Here is a 17,520-nt window from a genome sequence, read left to right on the forward strand (position 1 = left end):
CGGCGCCATCGCCGCCAGCCCCTCGGGAATCGCCACCGGCGCCTGCCGCGGCCGGCACGACGACGCAGGCCGCTGCCGTCCACACGGCGACGACGACGGCGACACCGGCGCAGGCACAGGCACAGGCACAGGCGCAGGAACGGGCACAGGCGCGGGCGCGGACGCCGACACGGACGTGGACGTGGGTGCGGACACGGCGGGTGACCCTCCGGAGAGCGGAGACACGGCGGCTGATGGGTTCCCGACCGCCCGGATCGGGACGTCCTTCACGCAGACTCGGCTCAACACACGGCGTATGGCCCTCGACGGCCCGCCAGCAAGGCTCACCTGTAACGGCTACCCCAACCCTACCTCGAACACACCATCGAACCAAGCCCCCACCAGCGACAACATGGAGCCACAACCCGCCCCCAGCCCCGCCACGCCACCCCCAACCGAGCCCCAGGACGTCGAAAACCCGGACCGGCAACCACCCCCGACAACACCAAGCACCAAGCACCAAGCGCCAGGCACCAAGCACCAGGCACCAGGCATCAAGCGCCAGACCCAGACAGCCGGCCAGCTAGCCACACCCCGCCCGGCAAGGGTGCCGGGGCTCCAGCGGACCCCTGCGCCATGGGTGCGCACGCGGCGGGAACGGATACAGCACAGCTGCTCACAGACAGAGCGCTACATGCACACGAGACGGACGCGGCACCGGCCCCGGGACGGGTTACCTGCGATGGGCGGCATGCGCACCGAAAACACAAGGCGCGCTTGAAGGAGAGGGAGCCCCGTTCCGGGCCGTGCGACCCGGCACGGGGCTCCCGACGGTGGCGGGGCGGCTCAGCCGCGCGAACGGCGCAGGGCGGCTAGGCCCGCCCCGGCCCCGACCAGGCCGGCGACGAGGCCGAGGCCGCCGAGCACGAGGGCCGGGGTGTTGTTCCCGCCCTCGTCGTCGTCACGAGCCGCGGCCGCCACCGTGGGGGCGGCGCCCGGCGCGGTGGGGGCGGCGGTGCTCTGGTTGTCGTCCTCCTCCTCGGCCGCGACGAGCTTCAGCGTCGGCGCGGGGTGCTCCGCCTCGGACCCGTCGGCCTTCGGCGCGTCCGCCCACTTGACCACCTCACCGTTGGAGTAGGTCTGCGCCGTCGGGAACGCGATCGCGTCCACGTTCTTCGGCAGCGGGCCGGCCGACACCTCGAACTCCTGGAACTGACCGGACTCGACCTTCCCACCGGACCAGGTGATCTTCAGCACCGACTCGGTGATCGTGTCACCGGCGTCCGACACGACAGGCTTGGGCAGCTTGCCGCGGGTGATCTTGACGTCCCAGCCGGGGACCGGGCGAACCGAGACGAACGGCAGCGGGTGGTCGGTGGGAAACTCGACCTCCACCTTGGTGGTCGAGGCGTTGTCCCGCTCGTTGGGGACGCGGAAGGCGATCTTGGTCCAGCCGCCCTGCTCGGCGGTGCCGGGGTTGACGGTGACGTGGGCGAGGGCGGGCACGGAGAGGCCGAGAGTGAGGGCGAGGGCACCGGCGGCGACGGTGGCCGCGCGCCGAACATACGAGGTCATGGGGGTTCTCCAGTCGTCTGCGAGATTACGAAGGCGCGCGAGCGTGCCCCCAGGGGGGAGAAGAGCCGGATCCCTGGGAGATACGCGCCGCCCGCGCGTGTAGATCAGAAGACGCGGAGAACCGGTGGTCCGCGGCGGACGACCACGTGCCGCAGTACGCCCACGGTGCGAGGAGCGCGCGCCACACCGGGCGCCGTACGCCGGATAGAGCGCCGGGTGGCCGCGAGATCCGCTCCCGGCAGTGCCGCCAACGCCCCCACCAGAGCGGCCACGGCCCGCAGGCAGCGGACCGCCCCGGCGCCGATCGCGCGCAGCGCGGACCACAGGGCCTCCTCGCCGCGCGACAGCCACACTCCGGTGAGCAGCGCCGCGGTGAGGTGGGCGGTGAGCATGCCGGTCTGCGCGGCCAGGCCGCCGTGCCAGGTGGGGTGCGACGCCGCGGCGGACCCCGCGACGTCGAGGAGGCAGTGCAGGAACACCTGGGCACCGACCAGCAGGCCGACGATCGCCTGGGGCGAGCGTTCCCGGCCCGCCGCCGCGGCAGCGGCCGCGGTCACCGTGAGCACTCCCGTGAGGAGCGCCGCGGGCGTCGGCCCGCCTCCCCCGGCGAACCGGTGCGCACCGACGGCGAGGAGCACGCAGACAGCCGAGAAGGCGGCCGACCGCGCGAGCCGGAAGGAGAACGTGGCGCGCATGACGCCGGGATTGTCTCACACCCCCGCGATCTAGGCTGTCCGTCGCCGAGCTTGCCGCCCACCAGGGCAACCGCCCTCGCCGCATCGGCCACGGGAAGGGGCCACTCCGCGCCACAGCCTGCCACTGTCGCCGCACCGCCGCACCGCACCGCAGCCTGCCACTGTCACCGCACCGCCGCACCGCACCGCAGCCTGCCACTGTCGCCGCACCGCCTTCGCCGGGACGGACCGCGCCGCCCGGCGAAGGCATGCGAGGAGAGGTCAGAGGCGGGTCCAGCGCTGGTTGGCCTGCCCGTTGCACGTCCAAATGACGATCTTGGTGCCGTTGGCGGTGCCCGCGTTGTAGGCGTCCAGGCACTTGTTCGAGCCCACCGCGGTGATGGTGCCGTCGGCGTTGAGCCGCCACTGCTGGTTGCTCTGCCCGTTGCAGTCCCAGATCACCACGTTGGTGCCATCCGCGGTGCCCCGGTTGTACACGTCCAGGCACTTGGTGCCGTAGACCCGCAGCTCACCCGAACCGGTCGGCGTCCACCGCTGGTTCACCTGGCCGTTGCAGTCCCAGATCTGCACCTGCGCGCCGTTGGCCTGCGAGGCGCCGTTGACGTCGAGGCACCGGCCCGACCCCACCCCCTTGATCGCACCCGTCGCGGTGGGAGTGGGCGACGGGCTGGGAGCGGTGCCGTTTCCGGTGACGGTGAGGAGGACCGCTTCGCGGGCGGGCACGGTCGTGGTGTAGCCGCCGTCGAACGTCCCGGCGTCGCTCCCCGTCCACAGGTTCCGTACGGTCGCCGGCCCGGTGAGACCGAGGTCGGACCAGCGGGCGGTGATGGACGCGGAGGAGGTGGTCCGGTTGAGCAGGAGCACCGCCCGCCGGCCCGTCCCCGACAACACCTTGCTGTACACCTGACGGCCGCTCTGGTCCTCGGCCACCTTCACCCCCTGCCGCCCGAGCGGGTCCTGGTCGACCGCGAGCACCTCCCGATTGGTGAGGATGGCCCGGGTCTCCGCGCTCATCGTGGCGAGGTTGTTGCCGGCCAGCAGCGGCGCCCCCGAGATCGCCCACAGGCCCATGTGCGTGCGGTTCTGCGCCGCCGAAAAGCCGTTCATGCCGACGATGAGCATGTCGGGGTCGTTGTAGTGGCCGGGGCTCTGCGCGTTCGGGTGCTGGGCGGAGTCGAAGTTGGCCAGCACCCGGTCCATCGACGCACTCTGCCCCCAGTAGATGATGTCGCCGCTGGTGCGCCACATGGTGGAGATGCCCGGTGCCCAGTCCCAGGGGTTCTGGGCTCCCCAGTTGCAGACCGACAGGACCATCGGCCGCCCGGTCTCCGCGGTGGCGCGGTCGATCGCGGCGCTGATCGCCTGGTAGGCGGTGCGTGCGTTGAGCCCCTCGGCCTGGCCGCCGCACCAGTCGACCTTCACGAAGTCGAAGCCCCAGCGGGAGAACTGCAGGAAGTCCTGGTCGTAGTGGCCCTCGCTGCCGGTGTTCGGGGCGGCCGGCCGGCCGGTGGGATAGTAGTAGCCGCAGCCGTTACGGCCGGCGTCCGTGTAGATGCCCGCCTTCAGCCCCTTGCTGTGGATGTAGTCGGCGATGGCCTTCATCCCGCCCGGCCATTCAGCCGTGTCGACCGTGATGTTGCCGGACGCGTCGCGTGTCCCCTGCCACCAGCCCTCGTCGATGTTGACGTACTCGTAGCCGGCGTCCTTCATCCCGGAGGACACCATCGCGTCCGCCTGGGCTTTGATCACGTTGTAGTCGATCTGGGCCGCGAAGGTGTTCCACGACGCCCAGCCCATCGGCGGAGTCGTCACCGCCGCCACGGCCGCGGCGGCCCCGGCCGTTCTCGTCGTGGCGGCCACCGCGCCGTCCGCGAGCGCCCACCATGCCGGCACCGTCGTCGCGATCGCGAGGTGCACGGCGACGACCAGCCGCAGCAGCAGCCGGACGCGGGGGGAACGGCCGTCCCCCGTGTGCCCCGAGAACCACCGCGGGGCAGGCCCGTGTAATCGCATTCGTTTCTCCTTCTGGTGAGGGATCCCCGGCGAGTGCCCGGCGTCGCCGCCGGCCCCTGCCGATCGTCACCGCCCCGGCAGGAGGAAGCCGATCGCGCACTCAGTGTGAAAAATCTTCACGACGTGCGTCAAGACCGTGAGCGAATCGATTCGCATCGCGCGTCCCTCCATCGCACGGCTCGCAGGACCGCTGAACGTTTCGGCCGGACGCCGAGGTGGCGGCCGGACACCCCGCGGGGGTTTCCCCGAAGACAGCCCTTCGGTCATACTCACAACGATCAACGGTGCAAAGGCGAGGACGCCGACCATGACAACTCCCCAGCGCCGCCCTGGCGCGGTCGTTCCCGCCGTCGCCGCGACGGCGATCGCCGTACTGGTGCTCGCCCTGTGGTTCGGCGGTGGCAGACCGCAACCGGCGATCCAGGGGCTCCCCTCCCCCGGCGCGCTGACCACCTGGGGCCTGCCGGTCGCGCGCCTCGTCCACGACATCTGTGCCGTCGCCACGGTCGGGGTCCTGCTCGCGGCCGTCGTGCTGGCCCCGGCGAGCGGCCGCGCCGTCGTACGGGCGGCCGGGGCCTGGGCGCTCGGCTGGGCGGCGAGCGCGGCGGTCACCGAGGTGCTGACGCTGTCGGACTTCCTCGGGCTGCCCCCGGGAGACGCCCTGCGCTCCGGCGCGCTGACCGCCTTCCTTCTCTACATCCCGCAGGGACAGGCGTTCCTGACAGTGACGCTCGCCGCCCTGGCGATCGCCGCCGGGTCGTTCCTTGCCCGCGGCGCCCGCAGCTGGTCCGCGCCGCTCCGGATCGTGCTGCTCTCCGTGGCGCTCTTCGCGGTGCTGCCCCCGGTGTACGTGGGCCACTCGGCCTCGGCGGCCGACCACAACCTCGCGGTTCTCAGCCTGATGGCGCACGTCGCGGCCGTCGCGATGTGGACCGGCGGCCTGTACGCCCTCGTGGCGCACCTGCGCGCCGCGCCCGGGCTCACCGTCGCCGTGCGCCGCTTCAGCACGCTCGCGCTGGGCTGCTACGTAGCAGTCGGGGCGTCCGGCCTGCTCAACGCCTGGGTCAGGCTCGGCTCGCCGCCTCTGCTGTGGCAGTCGAGGTACGGCCTGCTCGTGCTGGCCAAGATCGCCGCGCTGGCCGTGCTCGGCTGGTTCGGGTGGCGGCACCGGAGCGGGACCATCGCGGCGTTGGAGTCCGGCGGAGCCCGCGCGCCGTTCCTCCGCCTCGCCTGCGTCGAGATCGCGGTGATGGCCGGCACGCTGGGCCTGGCCGCGGCGCTGGGACGCACGCCCCCGCCGCCCACGGAGACGGCCGCGCACCAGCACGACGCCCTGGGATACACCCTGCCTCCCCTCACCCCCGGCACGCTCGTCACCGAGGTGCGGCTCGACCCGATCGCGCTGCTCCTGCTGGCCGCCGCCCTGGCCGCGTACCTGTCCGGCGTACGGCGGCTGTCCCGAACTCCGGCAGACGGCGGGAGGTGGCCGGCCTGGCGGACCGCGTCCTGGGTGGCCGGTCTGGTCGTGCTCGGCTACGCCACCTCGGGAGGAGTCGCGGCGTACGCGCCCGCGCTGTTCTCGGCGCACGCGGCGCAGTACGCGCTGCTCGGCGCCGTGGGTCCCGTCCTGCTCGTGTACGGCGCGCCGCTGACGCTGTGGCGCCGGGCACGGCCGGATGCCGACCCCGCCGGCGGCCCCGCCGGGCGCGCGCTGTCCCATCCGGTGACGGCGGTCGTCCTGTACGCCCTGCCGTACCCGGCGCTGTACCTGACGGGCCTGTTCGGGTACGCCCAGCCGAGCCTCGCCCTGCGACTGGCCGCGCAGACGGTCGTGACGGTCACCGCCGTCCTCTTCCTCGCGGTGACCACCGGCGTGGATCCGCTCCCGCGTGCGATCCGGCCGCAGGTGCGCGCCTGGATGCTCGCCGCGGCGATCGCCGTGCTCGCGTGGACGGGCCTGGTGGTGCTGGTGGGGCCGCCGCAGGCGCCGGAGTGGTACGCGGCGCTCGGGCTGACGTGGGCACCCGCCCGGGCGGCCGACCAGCGGCTGGGGGCGCTGCTGGGCACCGGCCTGGCCGTCGCCGTCCTCGCGGCTGTGCTCGTGCTGCTGCTCGTCCGCTGGTGGGCGGCGCGGCGCAGGACCGTGTCCGGACCCGGGTCGATCAGGACGACGGGACGGGCCCCGTCGAGTCGCGGACGCTGAGAGTCGTCGCCAGCTGAAGGTGCCGGGAGACGGGCTGGACGCCGTCCGCCATGCCGAGGACGGTCTCGACGGCCATCCGGCCCATGCCGACGAGAGGCTGCCGGACGGACGTGAGCCGGGGCACGGTCCACTGGGTCTGCGGGGTGTCGTCGAACCCGGTGACCGACAGCTCGCCCGGCACGCTGATGCGAAGCTCCTTGGCCGCGGCGAGGACACCGACGGCGATCTCGTCGTTGCCCGCGACGACCGCGGTCGGCCGCTCGTCGAGCGTGAGCAGGTCGTTGCCGTGCCGGAGGCCCGCCTCGACGGAGAACGCCTCGTGGCGGATCAGTGTGCGGTCCGGCGTGATGCCGGCCGAGTCGAGCGCGGCCTGGTATCCGTGGAAGCGCTCCACCGAAGGCGCGGATCCGAGCGGGCCGCCGATCCAGGCGATCCTGCTGTGGCCGAGCCTGATGAGGTGCTCGGTCGCCGAGCGTCCGCCCGCCCAGTTGGTGGAGCCGATGCTGACGACGCGTGATTCGTTCGTGTCGATCGGGTCGATCGTCACAACGGGGACCTCTAGATCCTCCGCGGCGAGGAGCACCGAGTCGGGCACGGCGACGGCGAGCGCGATGACTCCGGCGACGCCGGACGCCTTCTGCTCCTCCATCCAGGCACGGGCCGCCGTATGGCTCGTGCTGATCGGCTCGTCGGGCGGCAGGCGCAGGAGAAGCTCTGCCTGGGCGGAGGTCGCGGCCACGAGTATCCCTTGAAGCACCGTGCCGGCGTAACGGGACTCCACGATGTCGAGCACGGTGACGAGGGCCCGGTCCCGTGCGCGCTCGTGACGCGCGGCCGTCGGCTTGTAGCCGATCTCGGCCATGACACCGAGGACACGCTCGCGCGTGTTCGCCCCCACGTCGCTGCGCCCGTTGAGGACCTTCGATGCGGTCGTCGGCGAGACGCCGGCCAGCCGGGCGACGTCCGCCAAGGTGACTCGCTCGGAAGGACCGCGCCGTGGCATCAGGGCTCCTTTGGCCTCGAAATTTTTTCGAATTTACCACGGAGCCCCCTGCCGTCGGCGGCTCCAGCGATTCCCTTCCTGTTCCACCGTTGACGGGGGACAGCGGCACGACCTACTGTCCTCGCAGCACCGAACAAGTTGCGAAATAGTTTCGAAATTCTCTGAATGAGAGGCCACACGGCTCTCCCAGAAGGCAAGGCTGAGACCATGACGATCGACAGTGTGGATTCCCCGGTGCCCAATTCAGCGGTGCGCATCGACGGGAAGCTTTGCGACGAGAGTCCGCTCCCGCACATCTGGAGCAGGTGCGTCGGCGCCGGCCGGGCCAACGAGGCACTGCGCGCGGACTGGCGGCAGCAGTTCGCCGAGGCCGTCGCCGCATGCGGATTCGAGTACGTCCGCTTCCACGGCCTCTTCCACGACGACATGTTCGTGTACCGGGAGAGCTACGGCGGCGGTTTCGGCCCGGACGCGCCTCTTGCCTCGCCCGTGTACACGTTCAGCTATGTGGACAAGGTGTTCGACTTCATCCTCGGCTGCGGGGCCCGGCCCTTCGTCGAACTGGGTTTCATGCCGCGCGAACTGGCGACGGCGACGGAGACGGTGTTCTGGTGGGGCGCGCACTGCAGCCCGCCCAAGGACATGGCGCGCTGGGTCGAGCTGGTCACGAGGACGGTCGAGCACTGGATCGACCGGTACGGCCTCGACGAGGTGCGGCAGTGGCGATTCGAGGTGTGGAACGAGCCGAACCTGGTTCCCCACTTCTGGACCGGGACGAAGACCGAGTACTTCGAGCTCTACGAGCAGACCGTGATCGCGATCAAGGGGGTCGATCCCGAGTTGAAGGTGGGCGGGCCCGCGACGAGCGTCTTCGTGCCCGACGACCGCTACAAGGGCGAGGTCGAGGACCGCTCCGCGACGCACGAGACGGCCGCCGCGGCAGACGTGGACGCGCTCGACTGGCGTCCGGTGTGGATCGAGGACTTCACGGCCTGGTGCGCGGAGCGCGACCTGCCGATCGACTTCATCTCGACCCACACCTACCCCACCGACTTCGCGTTCGCCGCCGACGGCGAGGCGGTGCAGATCACCCGGTACGCCGACGCGACGTTCGACGATCTGACCCTGCTCCGCACGATCGTGAACAACAGCGCGTATCCCGATGCGGAGATCCACATCACGGAGTGGTCGACGTCGCCGTCATCGCGCGACTTCATCCACGACACGCTGTTCGCGGCGACCTTCATCACGCGGGCGTATCTGCAGTGCGCCACCCTCGCCGACTCGATCTCCTACTGGACCTTCACGGACGTGTTCGAGGAGGGGGGCGCCGGGATCGGACCGTTTCACGGCGGGTTCGGCATCGTGAACGAGAACGGCGTCCACAAGCCCACGTTCCACGCGTTCAGGATGCTGGAACGGCTCGGCGACCGGCTGCTCCTCTCGACGCCCGAGGGGGTCGTGACCCGTGACAGCCGGACGTCGGCCGTGTCGGCGGTCTTCTTCAACTACCCCGACGACATGGCGCTGAAGGGTGTCCGGTCGCAGAGCTCGTACGCGGCGACACGCGCGCTGGCCGAGACGGGGCCGAGCCGGCGGATCCGCCACTCGATCGGCGGGCTCGAGCCGGGCGCCACGTTCCTCGTCGAGATCCTGGACTGGGAGCACGGGAACGCCGCCGAGGCCTGGTACGCGCTCGGATCCCCCCTCAACCCGTCCCGGGCCGAAAGCGAGCACCTGAGCGAGGTCGCCGACTCGCTTCTCAGGTTCGCGCTGACCGTGCCCGGCACCGGGGTGCTCGACCTCGACGTCGAACTCGCGCCGTGGGCGGTGATGTCCGTGCGGCAGTCGGCATGACCGCGGGCCGCCGGGCCCCGGAAGACGGCCGCCGGGTGAGAACGGCCGTCGCCCCGACCCGGCGGCACCCTTCAGTGCCGATCGTCTCCGGGAAGATCAGCGACGGCCGCGCGGGGCGTCGTCGCGGTCCCTGCGCACCATCGGCTTCCTGCCCTTGATCGTGGTGCGGCGCAGTGCGGAGACCACCTCGTCCACCGCGCCGTCCGGGATCTCGACCAGGGTGAACCGGTCGGCGATCTCGATCGCGCCGATCTCGCGCCCGCTGACCCGCGTCTCCCCGGTGATCGCGCCGACGATGTCCTGGGGGCGCACGCCCGCGCTGCGGCCCGCGCCGACGAACACCCGGCTCATCGCGCCGCCCGCGCGCCGCCCGCGCCGCTCGTCGCGGCCGAACCTGTCGTCGCGCGGCCCGCGCTCGGGCCGCTGGGGGCGCGACGCGACCTCGGGGATCTCCTCCTCGTCGGCGGCGGCGCCGGTGGACTCGTGGGCGAGCTTGACCGCGGCGAGCGCGATGTCGACCAGGTCGAACTCGTCGGCGAGCGTCTCGACCACCACGCGGAAGCGGTCGAGGTCGCCGTCCTCCATCAGGCTCTCCTGCAGGGCGGCCCGGGTCAGCTCCAGCCGCCGGGCGCGCAGGTCGGCCACCGTCGGCACCTTCTCCACCGCGATCTTGCTGCGGGTCACGCGTTCGATGGTCTTGAGCATGCGGTGCTCGCGCGGCTCGGCGAGCGTGATCGCGACACCCTCGCGCCCGGCCCGGCCCACCCGGCCGATGCGGTGCACGTACGACTCGGGCGCGGACGGCACGTCGTAGTTGATGACGTGGGTGAGCTGCTCGATGTCGAGGCCGCGCGCGGCCACGTCGGTCGCGACGAGCAGGTCGGCGGTGCCGCTGCGCAGCCGGCTCATGACCCGGTCGCGCTGCTCCTGGCCCATGCCGCCGTGCAGGGCCTCGGCGCGGTAGCCGCGGCCGTTCATGGTCTCGGTGAGGCTGTCGACCTCCTCACGGGTACGGCAGAACACGATCGCCGCGGTGGGGGCCTCCACGTCGAGCACCCGGCCCAGCGCGGCCGGCTTGTACGCGCGGCTCACGATGTAGGCGCTCTGCCGGATCAGCGGGGCCTCTCCGGCGGCGGGCCGCTCCCGCTCGATTCTGATCCGCACCGGCTCGCGCAGGTGGCGGCGGGCGATCCCGTCGATGCGCGGCGGCATGGTCGCGGAGAACAGCACGGTCTGCCGTTCCTGCGGGGTGTCCTGGAGGATCGCCTCGATGTCGTCGGCGAAGCCCATGTCGAGCATCTCGTCGGCCTCGTCGAGGACGACCATCCGCAGGCCCTTGAGCGGCAGGGTGCCCCTGCCGATGTGGTCGAGCGCCCGTCCCGGCGTGGCGACGACGACATCCACGCCGCGCTCCAGCGCCCGCAGCTGCCGCCCGATCGGCTGGCCGCCGTAGATGGGCAGCACCCGCGTGCCGAGGTCGCGGCCGTATCGGTGCATGGCCTCCGACACCTGCACCGCCAGCTCCCGGGTGGGCACGAGCACCAGCCCCGCGGGCTCCCCGCCGTCGCCCTCCGCGTGCAGGCGCTGCAGCATCGGGAGGGCGAACGCGGCCGTCTTGCCCGTTCCGGTCGCGGCCTGGCCGAGGAGGTCGCGACCCTCCAGCAGGGGCGGGATGGCCTCACGCTGGATCGGGGTCGGCTCCTCGTAGCCGAGACCGGACAGGGCCTTGAGGAGCTCGGGGCCCAGCGCCAGGTCGGCGAATCCGGGTCCTTCGTCGATCTCGTTCACGACCATGTCCTGCTCCTGATGGTTCTGCTCCTGGTTTTGCTCACCGGCGGGGCTAATGTGCACGGGACGACCCTACGGTCTTTCCGCCCTTACCCCGAACGCCGCCCCCGGCACGCGGCCCGGAAATCCCGGGGCCTATACCGTTTGATCGTGGATCTTCGGGAGCTGAGACGGGCCAGAATCGCGGTGTCGGTCACCTTCGCCCTGCACGGGGCGGTGACCGGCGGCTTCGCCTCCCGCATCCCCTGGATCCAGGACCACGTCGGAGCCGGCCCCGGCCTGCTCGGGCTCGCCCTGCTCGCGCCCGCGGCCGGCGCCATCCTCGCGATGCCGACCGCGGGGCGCCTCACACACCGCTTCGGCGGGCGGGCCGTCACCCGCGTCTCGATCGGCCTGTGGTGCCTGATCCTCGTCCTGCCCCCGCTGGCGCCGAACCTGCCCCTGCTCTGCGCGGCGCTCCTGCTGTACGGCGGGGTGGCCGGCATGAGCGACGTCGCGATGAACGCCCAGGGGGTGGTGATCGAGCAGCGGCTCGGCCGTTCGATCATGTCCGGGCTGCACGGGATGTGGAGCGTGGGAACGCTCGCGGGCGGCGCGGTGGGCACGCTGGCCGCGAGCGCGGGCCTCGACGCCCGGCTTCACCTGGGCGGGGCGGCGGTCGTGCTGTTCCTCGCGTCCCTGGCCGTGGGTCCGCTGCTGCTCGACGTGCGGGCGGGCGACGACGAGCCGGCCCCGCCCCACTTCGTGCTCCCGCCGCGCGAGGTGCTGCTCATCGGGCTGGTGGGCTTCTGCTCGGTGTTCGGCGAGTCCGCCGCCCAGGACTGGTGCGCGGTCTACCTCCGGCAGGTCACGGGTGCGTCCCAGGCGGTCGGCGCCGCGGCGTACACGGCCTTCGCCTGCATGATGGCCGCGGGCCGGTTCTGCGGCGACGCGGTGGTGCGGCGGCTGGGGCCGGTCGCGACCGTGCGCGCCGGCGCGGCGCTGGCCTCGCTGGGCGGGCTGCTCGTTGTGGTCTCCCGGACTCCGGTGCCGGCGACCGCCGGGTTCATGCTGATCGGCGTGGGGATCGCGGTGGTAGTCCCGCTGGTGTTCGCGGCGGCGGGCAACGCGACGCCCTCACCGAGCGAGGGCGTGGCGGGCGCGGCCACGGTCAGCTACGCGTCGGGCTTCGTCGCACCGAGCGCGATCGGCGGGATCGCCGCGCTGACCGGGCTGCCCGCCTCGTTCGCGCTGGTCACCGTGCTGCTGCTGGCGGTCCTGCTGGGCGCGGGCAGGCTCGCGCCGTCGGGCGGGCGGGCGCGTCAGGGGATCCGGCCGACCCCGCACAGGAAGTAGGTTTTGAATCTCAGCAGGCGCGGGTCGAACGCGTCGTGCTCGGGGCGCCACTCATGCAGGTTGACCAGGCCGGGCTCGACCAGATCGAGCCCCTCGAAGAACGGCGTGACCTCGTCGGAACGCCGGGCCACGAACTGCGCGGACGCGCCCCGGTAAATCCGCTCGACGCGCGACGCCTGCTCCTGGCGGTCGTCCACCGCGACGTGCGACATGACCAGGTAGCTGCCGGGCGCGAGTTCCTCGCGGATCTCCCTGATCAGGCGGCGGGGCTCGTCGGAGTCGGGCAGGAAGTGGACGATAGCGACCAGCAGCACGGCGACCGGCTGCCCGAGATCCAGGTGATCCCGCACCTCGGGATGGGACAGGATCTCCTTCGGGCGCCGCAGGTCGCCCTCCACGACCCGCACCTGCGGGCTGTCGGCGAGCAGCGCGCGGGCGTGCGCGAGCACCTGCGGGTCGTTGTCGACGTAGACCGTCTTCGCGTCGGGCACGTGCTCGGCCGCCACCTGGTGGACGTTGGGCTGGGTGGGCAGGCCCGCGCCGATGTCGAGGAACTGCCGGACGCCCTGACCGGCGAGGAACCGGACGGCGCGGACGAGGAACTCCCGGTTCTCCCTGATCCTCAGGGTGACCTCCGGAACGTGCCGTATCACCTGCTCGGCCGCCGCCCGGTCGGCCGGGAAGTTGTCCTTGCCCCCGAGGAAGTAGTCGTACATCCGAGCCGCGTTGGGCACGTTCGGGTCGAACCCGCTCTCCATGGCCGCCGAATCCATGACGCCTCCCCCTGGCCGTCGCCGACGTAGACGATCTTAGCTGGCAGCACCCGAAAGACGGCGTTCACCGAGGAATGCGACATTTCCCGAAGAGCGCGACGGCCCAGGGACTGAGCGGGGCGCTCGACGAACCGGTAGGTCAGCGCGGAGCAGGCGAGGACCACCGCCAGCAGCAGGACGGCCATGGCCAGGCGCTCGGTCAGGGGGAAACGGCCCGGATCCATCGTCAGCCGCCGGAGCACCTGCACGGCGAGGGGGTGCAGCAGGTAGACGGAGTAGCTGATCAGGCCGAGCCGTACGAGGGCACGGGGCATGGGCCGGCGCCGCAGCAGCCGGGCGGCCAGGAAGGTGGCCCATGCCGCGGCGACGGCGGTCGACCAGCCCCGGGTGAACGCCAGCGCCTGATCGCCGGGCATGCCCCAGCCGGGACCGAAGGCCCACGCGGCGCCGATGGACGCGACCGGCACGCACGCGAGCGCCCACCCGCTCCTCTTCCAGCGGAGCTGCCCCTGGTCGAGCCGGTGGAGCACGGTGCCGGCGAACATCGTCGCGAGGATGGCGAGGCTCTGCCACGCCCCGATCCGGCTGTTGACGCCGAGCAGCACGAGCGCCAGCACGGCCGCCGCCGTGGTGCCGCACACGCGCGGCCACCCGCCACACGCCAGCGACGCGGCCGCCGCGAGCAGCACGACCACCGTGATCACCACGACCTGGGTGGCGCCGGCGCCACGCGACAGCGCGCCCGATGGAAGCACGCCTCCCACGGTGACGGCCGCCACGGCGAGGACGAGCGTGGCGGTGGCGCTCGCGCGATGCGCCCGGGCCACGAACATCGCCGTCACGAGCAGATAGAAGACCATCTCGTACGACAGCGTCCAGAACACGTTGACGACGCCGGCCACCTGCAGAAGGTCCTGCAGCATCGTCAGATGCGCCATGACCGAGGTGACGGGACTGTCCGTCAACTGGCCCGGCAACGTCGCGTACACGCCCGCGGCGCCGAACACCGTCCCGATCAGCGCCGCGACGAGCCACAGGGGATACAGGCGGAAGACCCGGTTGATCCAGAACCCGCCGACGCTGCCGCGCCGTTCCAGCGAGACCGGCACCACGTATCCGCTGACGAGGAAGAACACGAGCACGCCGTACTGGCCGAAGTTGAACCACGGACTCGCGCTCGCGCGCACCTCGGGAAACAACGCGTCCAGGGAATGCTCGAACACCACGACGAGCGCCGCCATGCCGCGCAGCGCGTCCAGCCATCCCTGTCGCGGCGGGGACTGCGGCCGCCGGGCCGAGACCTCCTCCCTGACCGCGGTCCGGCCCGTTTCCACGGCATCGACGAACATCCGGTCAGGCTAGGAGGTCATCCTGGGAGAATCGTGAGCGCCCGGCGAACGCTCCCGTATACCTACGTCAGGTCGGCGCAGCTCAGGGCGTCGGCGTCCGTGGCCGCGCCAGGCACCCACCGGACGTTCGCGAACGAGGCGGAGAACGCGCCGTCCGTGTACACGAGGAACGGCGTGTTGACGTTCTCGAAGTCCAGGTTCGGCGTGAAGCAGGACAGCGGGATCTTCACGGTCGTCCTGGTGTTTGCGGGCAGCTTCCGGAACAGCGACGTCGCCACGACCTCGGCGGAGCACGGGTAGACGCAGTGCGCGCTGATCACCGTGCGGGCCGCCGGGGGCTGATGGACGATCGTGTCGAAGACCAGCGCGCCGCCGGCGTTCAGGTAGCCGCGCAGGTCGCCGCCGCCCGCCGGGTCCTGCAGGTAGATCTGCGCCGCCCCGGCGCCGTTCCAGGTCGCCTTCAGCCCGTCGCCCTGCACGTCGACGTCCGACGGGACGACGGCGATCTCCGAGTGCGCCGCCGCGCCGTCCACGCCGATCTCCGTGCTGCCCCAGTTCTCGGCCGAGCCGATGAAGCTCTTGTACGGCGCGACGTCCTGGCGGTTGTAGATCTCCAGGTCCTCGGTGGCGGTGCCGCCGCCGCCCGTGCCGGAGCAGCCGGACCCCGGCGAGGTCTCGTCGAGCGTGCCGACCGACCCGGTCTGCCCGTAGCGCAGGCCGTACCCGAGGGGGAACAGCGGGTCGTAGCCCTCCTCCCCCGGATTCAGCGGAGTCTGGCAGGCGCTCTTCGGCCACGAGTACGACAGCGTGCCCGTGTAGCCGGGGCCGCTGTCGCGGCTCCTGACCAGCAGGTCGGCCACGCCGCCGCCCTCGGTGCCGGGAAGCCAGGCGACCACGAACGCGTCGGACCGGTTGAGCTCCTTGTTCACGTGCAGCGGGCGGCCGGTGACGTAGACGGTCACGACGGGCGCGCCCCTGCCCGCCACCTTGTCGAGCACCGCGAGGTCGCCGGGGTACAGCGTGGCGGCCTCCAGCGAGCGCCGCCCGAGGTCGCCCACGCCCTCGGCGTACGGCGTCTCGCCGATCACGGCGATCACGGCGTCGTACCGGCTCGGGTCCACGTCGTCGGCGGTCTCGCTGAAGGTCACGTTGCCCGCGCCGAGGATCTCCCGCAGCCCGCCCAGGATCGTCGTGCCGTTCGGGAAGTCGGCGTTGGTGTTGCCGGTGCCCTGCCAGCTGAGGGTCCAGCCGCCGGTCTGGTTCTGCATGCTGTCGGCGCTCTTGCCGACCACCAGCACCGTGGACCGGGGAGACAGCGGCAGGACCTTCCGGTCGTTCTTCAGCAGGACCTGTGACTCCCGTACGGCCTTCCTGGCCAGCGCCCGCGCCTGAAGGGCCCTCTGCGAGCCCGCGCCGGGACGCGCGGACGGCTTGGGCGCCCCGAACAGGCCCGCGCGCAGCTTCACCCGCAGGATGCGCGTCACGGCGTCGTCGATCCGGGACATCGGGATCTCCCCCGCCTCGACCTGGGCGATCGTGGTGGAGATGAACGCCTTCCAGTCGTTCGGGACCATCACCACGTCGATGCCGGCGTTGATCGCCCGGGCGCAGTTCGAGTTCGTGCAGCCGGCGACCTGGCCGATGCCGTTCCAGTCGGAGACGACGACGCCGTCGAAGCCCATCTTCCGCTTGAGCACCTCGGTGAGCAGTTTCCCGCTGCCGTGCACCTTGCCCTCGGTGATGCCGAGGTCCTCGTTGGTCCAGCTGTTGAAGGACGCCATGACGGTCTGCGCCCCGGCGGCGAGCGCGCCGTAGTAGCCCTGGCCGTGAATGTTGATCATTTCGGCCTCTGACGAGGCGTTCACGCCCTGGTCCTGTCCCTTGAGCGTGCCCCCGTCGCCGATGAAGTGCTTCGCCGTGGCGATCACGCCCCGGTCGCCCAGCCCGCGCGAGTTCCCGTTCTGCAGGCCGCGCACGACCTCGTAGCCGTACGCCCGGGTGATGCGGGGGTCCTCGGAGTAGCCCTCGTACGTGCGGCCCCAGCGGTCGTCCCTGACGACGGCGAGCGTGGGCGCGAAGGCCCAGTCCTGGCCGGTCGCCCGGACCTGGGCGGCGGTGGCGGCGCCGATGTCGCGCAGCAGGCAGGGGTCGTGCGCGGCGCCGAGGCCGATGTTCTGCGGGAAGAGCGTCGCGCCGAAGACGTTGTTGTTGCCGTGCACGGCGTCGATGCCCCAGATAATCGGGATCTTGGTCCGCGTGCTCACCGACGCCTGCCAGTACGCGTCGGCGAGGGCCAGCCAGTCCTGCGGGGAGGCGTGCTTGTCACGGCCCGGCCACGACCCGCCGCCGTTGAGAACCGAGCCGACGCCGTACCGGCCGACCTCCTCGGCAGTGATCGCGGAGATCTCCGGCTGGGTCATCTGGCCGACCTTCTCGGCCAGGGTCATCCCCGCGACGATCTTCGCGATGCGCTTCTCGTCGGCCGGGTTCCGCGTGATCTCGCTCCTGACGGCCGGCCAGTCGGGCAGCACGGGCAGGCGCTTGTCGATGCGCGCGCAGCCGTGGTCCATGTCCGGTCTGCCGACCACCGGGCGGGCCGGGGGCTTGCCCGGCGACTTCCCGGACGGACCGCCGGGGGTCGCCGCCGCCACGGCGCCCGGCAGCAGGGCGAGGCCGGCCAGGGCGGCGAGCACGCGCCGGGGCGATCGGGTGATGAGTCTGCGCATGAACGTCCGTTCTCGAGGGTCCCGTGGACCAGGTCGGGTAGTACGGGCGTGTTGCGCAGATCGTCACCCGGTAAAGGCCATCGGTCAAGAGAGCGCTCTCCAGCCGTTCGGCGGTAACCACTGCGATCGCCGCCCCCGTGAAAGTTTCGGGTCGTCCGGCCGCGGCGGACGGCCGGGGCCGAGGTCACCGCGGACGGACCGGCGGGCGGGACGAGCGCGCGTTG

General features: G+C 72.0%; 11 protein-coding genes. 3 read left to right on the forward strand and 8 right to left on the reverse strand.

Annotated features, from left to right (window positions below):
- Window positions 1-825 precede the first annotated feature (825 nt).
- The 3 genes from AB0O28_RS15595 to AB0O28_RS15605 form a co-directional block, all read right to left on the reverse strand.
- Window positions 826-1,554, reverse strand: coding sequence for a YcnI family protein (locus AB0O28_RS15595; RefSeq protein ID WP_363640484.1), 729 nt, complete (start codon window positions 1,552-1,554; stop codon window positions 826-828).
- A gap of 104 nt (window positions 1,555-1,658) precedes the next feature.
- Window positions 1,659-2,249, reverse strand: coding sequence for an MFS transporter (locus AB0O28_RS15600; RefSeq protein WP_363640486.1), 591 nt, complete (start codon window positions 2,247-2,249; stop codon window positions 1,659-1,661).
- 261 nt (window positions 2,250-2,510) lie between these two features.
- A complete protein-coding gene (locus AB0O28_RS15605; RefSeq protein ID WP_363640488.1) occupies window positions 2,511-4,262 on the reverse strand; it encodes a lectin in 1,752 nt (583 codons plus the stop codon).
- Between the two features lie 307 nt (window positions 4,263-4,569).
- Here AB0O28_RS15605 and AB0O28_RS15610 point away from each other — a divergent pair, with 307 nt between their 5' ends.
- The gene (locus AB0O28_RS15610; RefSeq protein ID WP_363640490.1) at window positions 4,570-6,465 is read left to right on the forward strand and encodes a cytochrome c oxidase assembly protein; all 1,896 of its coding nucleotides are present in this window, start codon (window positions 4,570-4,572) and stop codon (window positions 6,463-6,465) included.
- Here the strand turns inward: AB0O28_RS15610 and AB0O28_RS15615 are convergent.
- On the reverse strand, window positions 6,425-7,468 hold the full coding sequence (locus AB0O28_RS15615) for a substrate-binding domain-containing protein (RefSeq protein WP_363640492.1): 1,044 nt from the start codon (window positions 7,466-7,468) through the stop codon (window positions 6,425-6,427). The genes AB0O28_RS15610 and AB0O28_RS15615 overlap by 41 nt on opposite strands.
- Before the next feature lie 207 nt (window positions 7,469-7,675).
- On the opposite strand from AB0O28_RS15615, the gene AB0O28_RS15620 reads away from it, so the two are divergent.
- Window positions 7,676-9,325 carry a beta-xylosidase gene (locus AB0O28_RS15620; protein WP_363640494.1) on the forward strand — a complete coding sequence of 550 codons (1,650 nt, stop codon included), beginning with the start codon at window positions 7,676-7,678 and terminating at the stop codon, window positions 9,323-9,325.
- Window positions 9,326-9,421: 96 nt separating this feature from the next.
- Here AB0O28_RS15620 and AB0O28_RS15625 read toward each other — a convergent pair whose 3' ends face one another.
- On the reverse strand, window positions 9,422-11,119 hold the full coding sequence (locus AB0O28_RS15625) for a DEAD/DEAH box helicase (RefSeq protein ID WP_363640963.1): 1,698 nt from the start codon (window positions 11,117-11,119) through the stop codon (window positions 9,422-9,424).
- A gap of 144 nt (window positions 11,120-11,263) precedes the next feature.
- Here AB0O28_RS15625 and AB0O28_RS15630 point away from each other — a divergent pair, with 144 nt between their 5' ends.
- Complete coding sequence (locus AB0O28_RS15630; protein WP_363640496.1) at window positions 11,264-12,448, forward strand: MFS transporter; 1,185 nt, start codon at window positions 11,264-11,266, stop codon at window positions 12,446-12,448.
- On the opposite strand, the gene AB0O28_RS15635 is transcribed toward AB0O28_RS15630, so the two are convergent.
- From AB0O28_RS15635 to AB0O28_RS15645, 3 genes are all read right to left on the reverse strand, one after another.
- Window positions 12,415-13,206, reverse strand: a complete 792-nt coding sequence (locus AB0O28_RS15635; protein WP_363640965.1) for an SAM-dependent methyltransferase — start codon at window positions 13,204-13,206, stop codon at window positions 12,415-12,417. The two genes, AB0O28_RS15630 and AB0O28_RS15635, sit on opposite strands and share 34 nt — an antisense overlap.
- The gene (locus AB0O28_RS15640) at window positions 13,098-14,570 is read right to left on the reverse strand and encodes an acyltransferase (RefSeq protein ID WP_363640498.1); all 1,473 of its coding nucleotides are present in this window, start codon (window positions 14,568-14,570) and stop codon (window positions 13,098-13,100) included. The genes AB0O28_RS15635 and AB0O28_RS15640 overlap by 109 nt, the downstream gene beginning before the upstream one ends.
- Window positions 14,571-14,632: 62 nt before the next feature.
- Window positions 14,633-17,296, reverse strand: coding sequence for an exo 1,3/1,4-beta-D-glucan glucohydrolase (locus AB0O28_RS15645; protein WP_363640500.1), 2,664 nt, complete (start codon window positions 17,294-17,296; stop codon window positions 14,633-14,635).
- Window positions 17,297-17,520: the final 224 nt, after the last annotated feature.

It is taken from the genome of Microbispora sp. NPDC088329 (assembly GCF_040685655.1).
Classification (GTDB): domain Bacteria; phylum Actinomycetota; class Actinomycetes; order Streptosporangiales; family Streptosporangiaceae; genus Microbispora.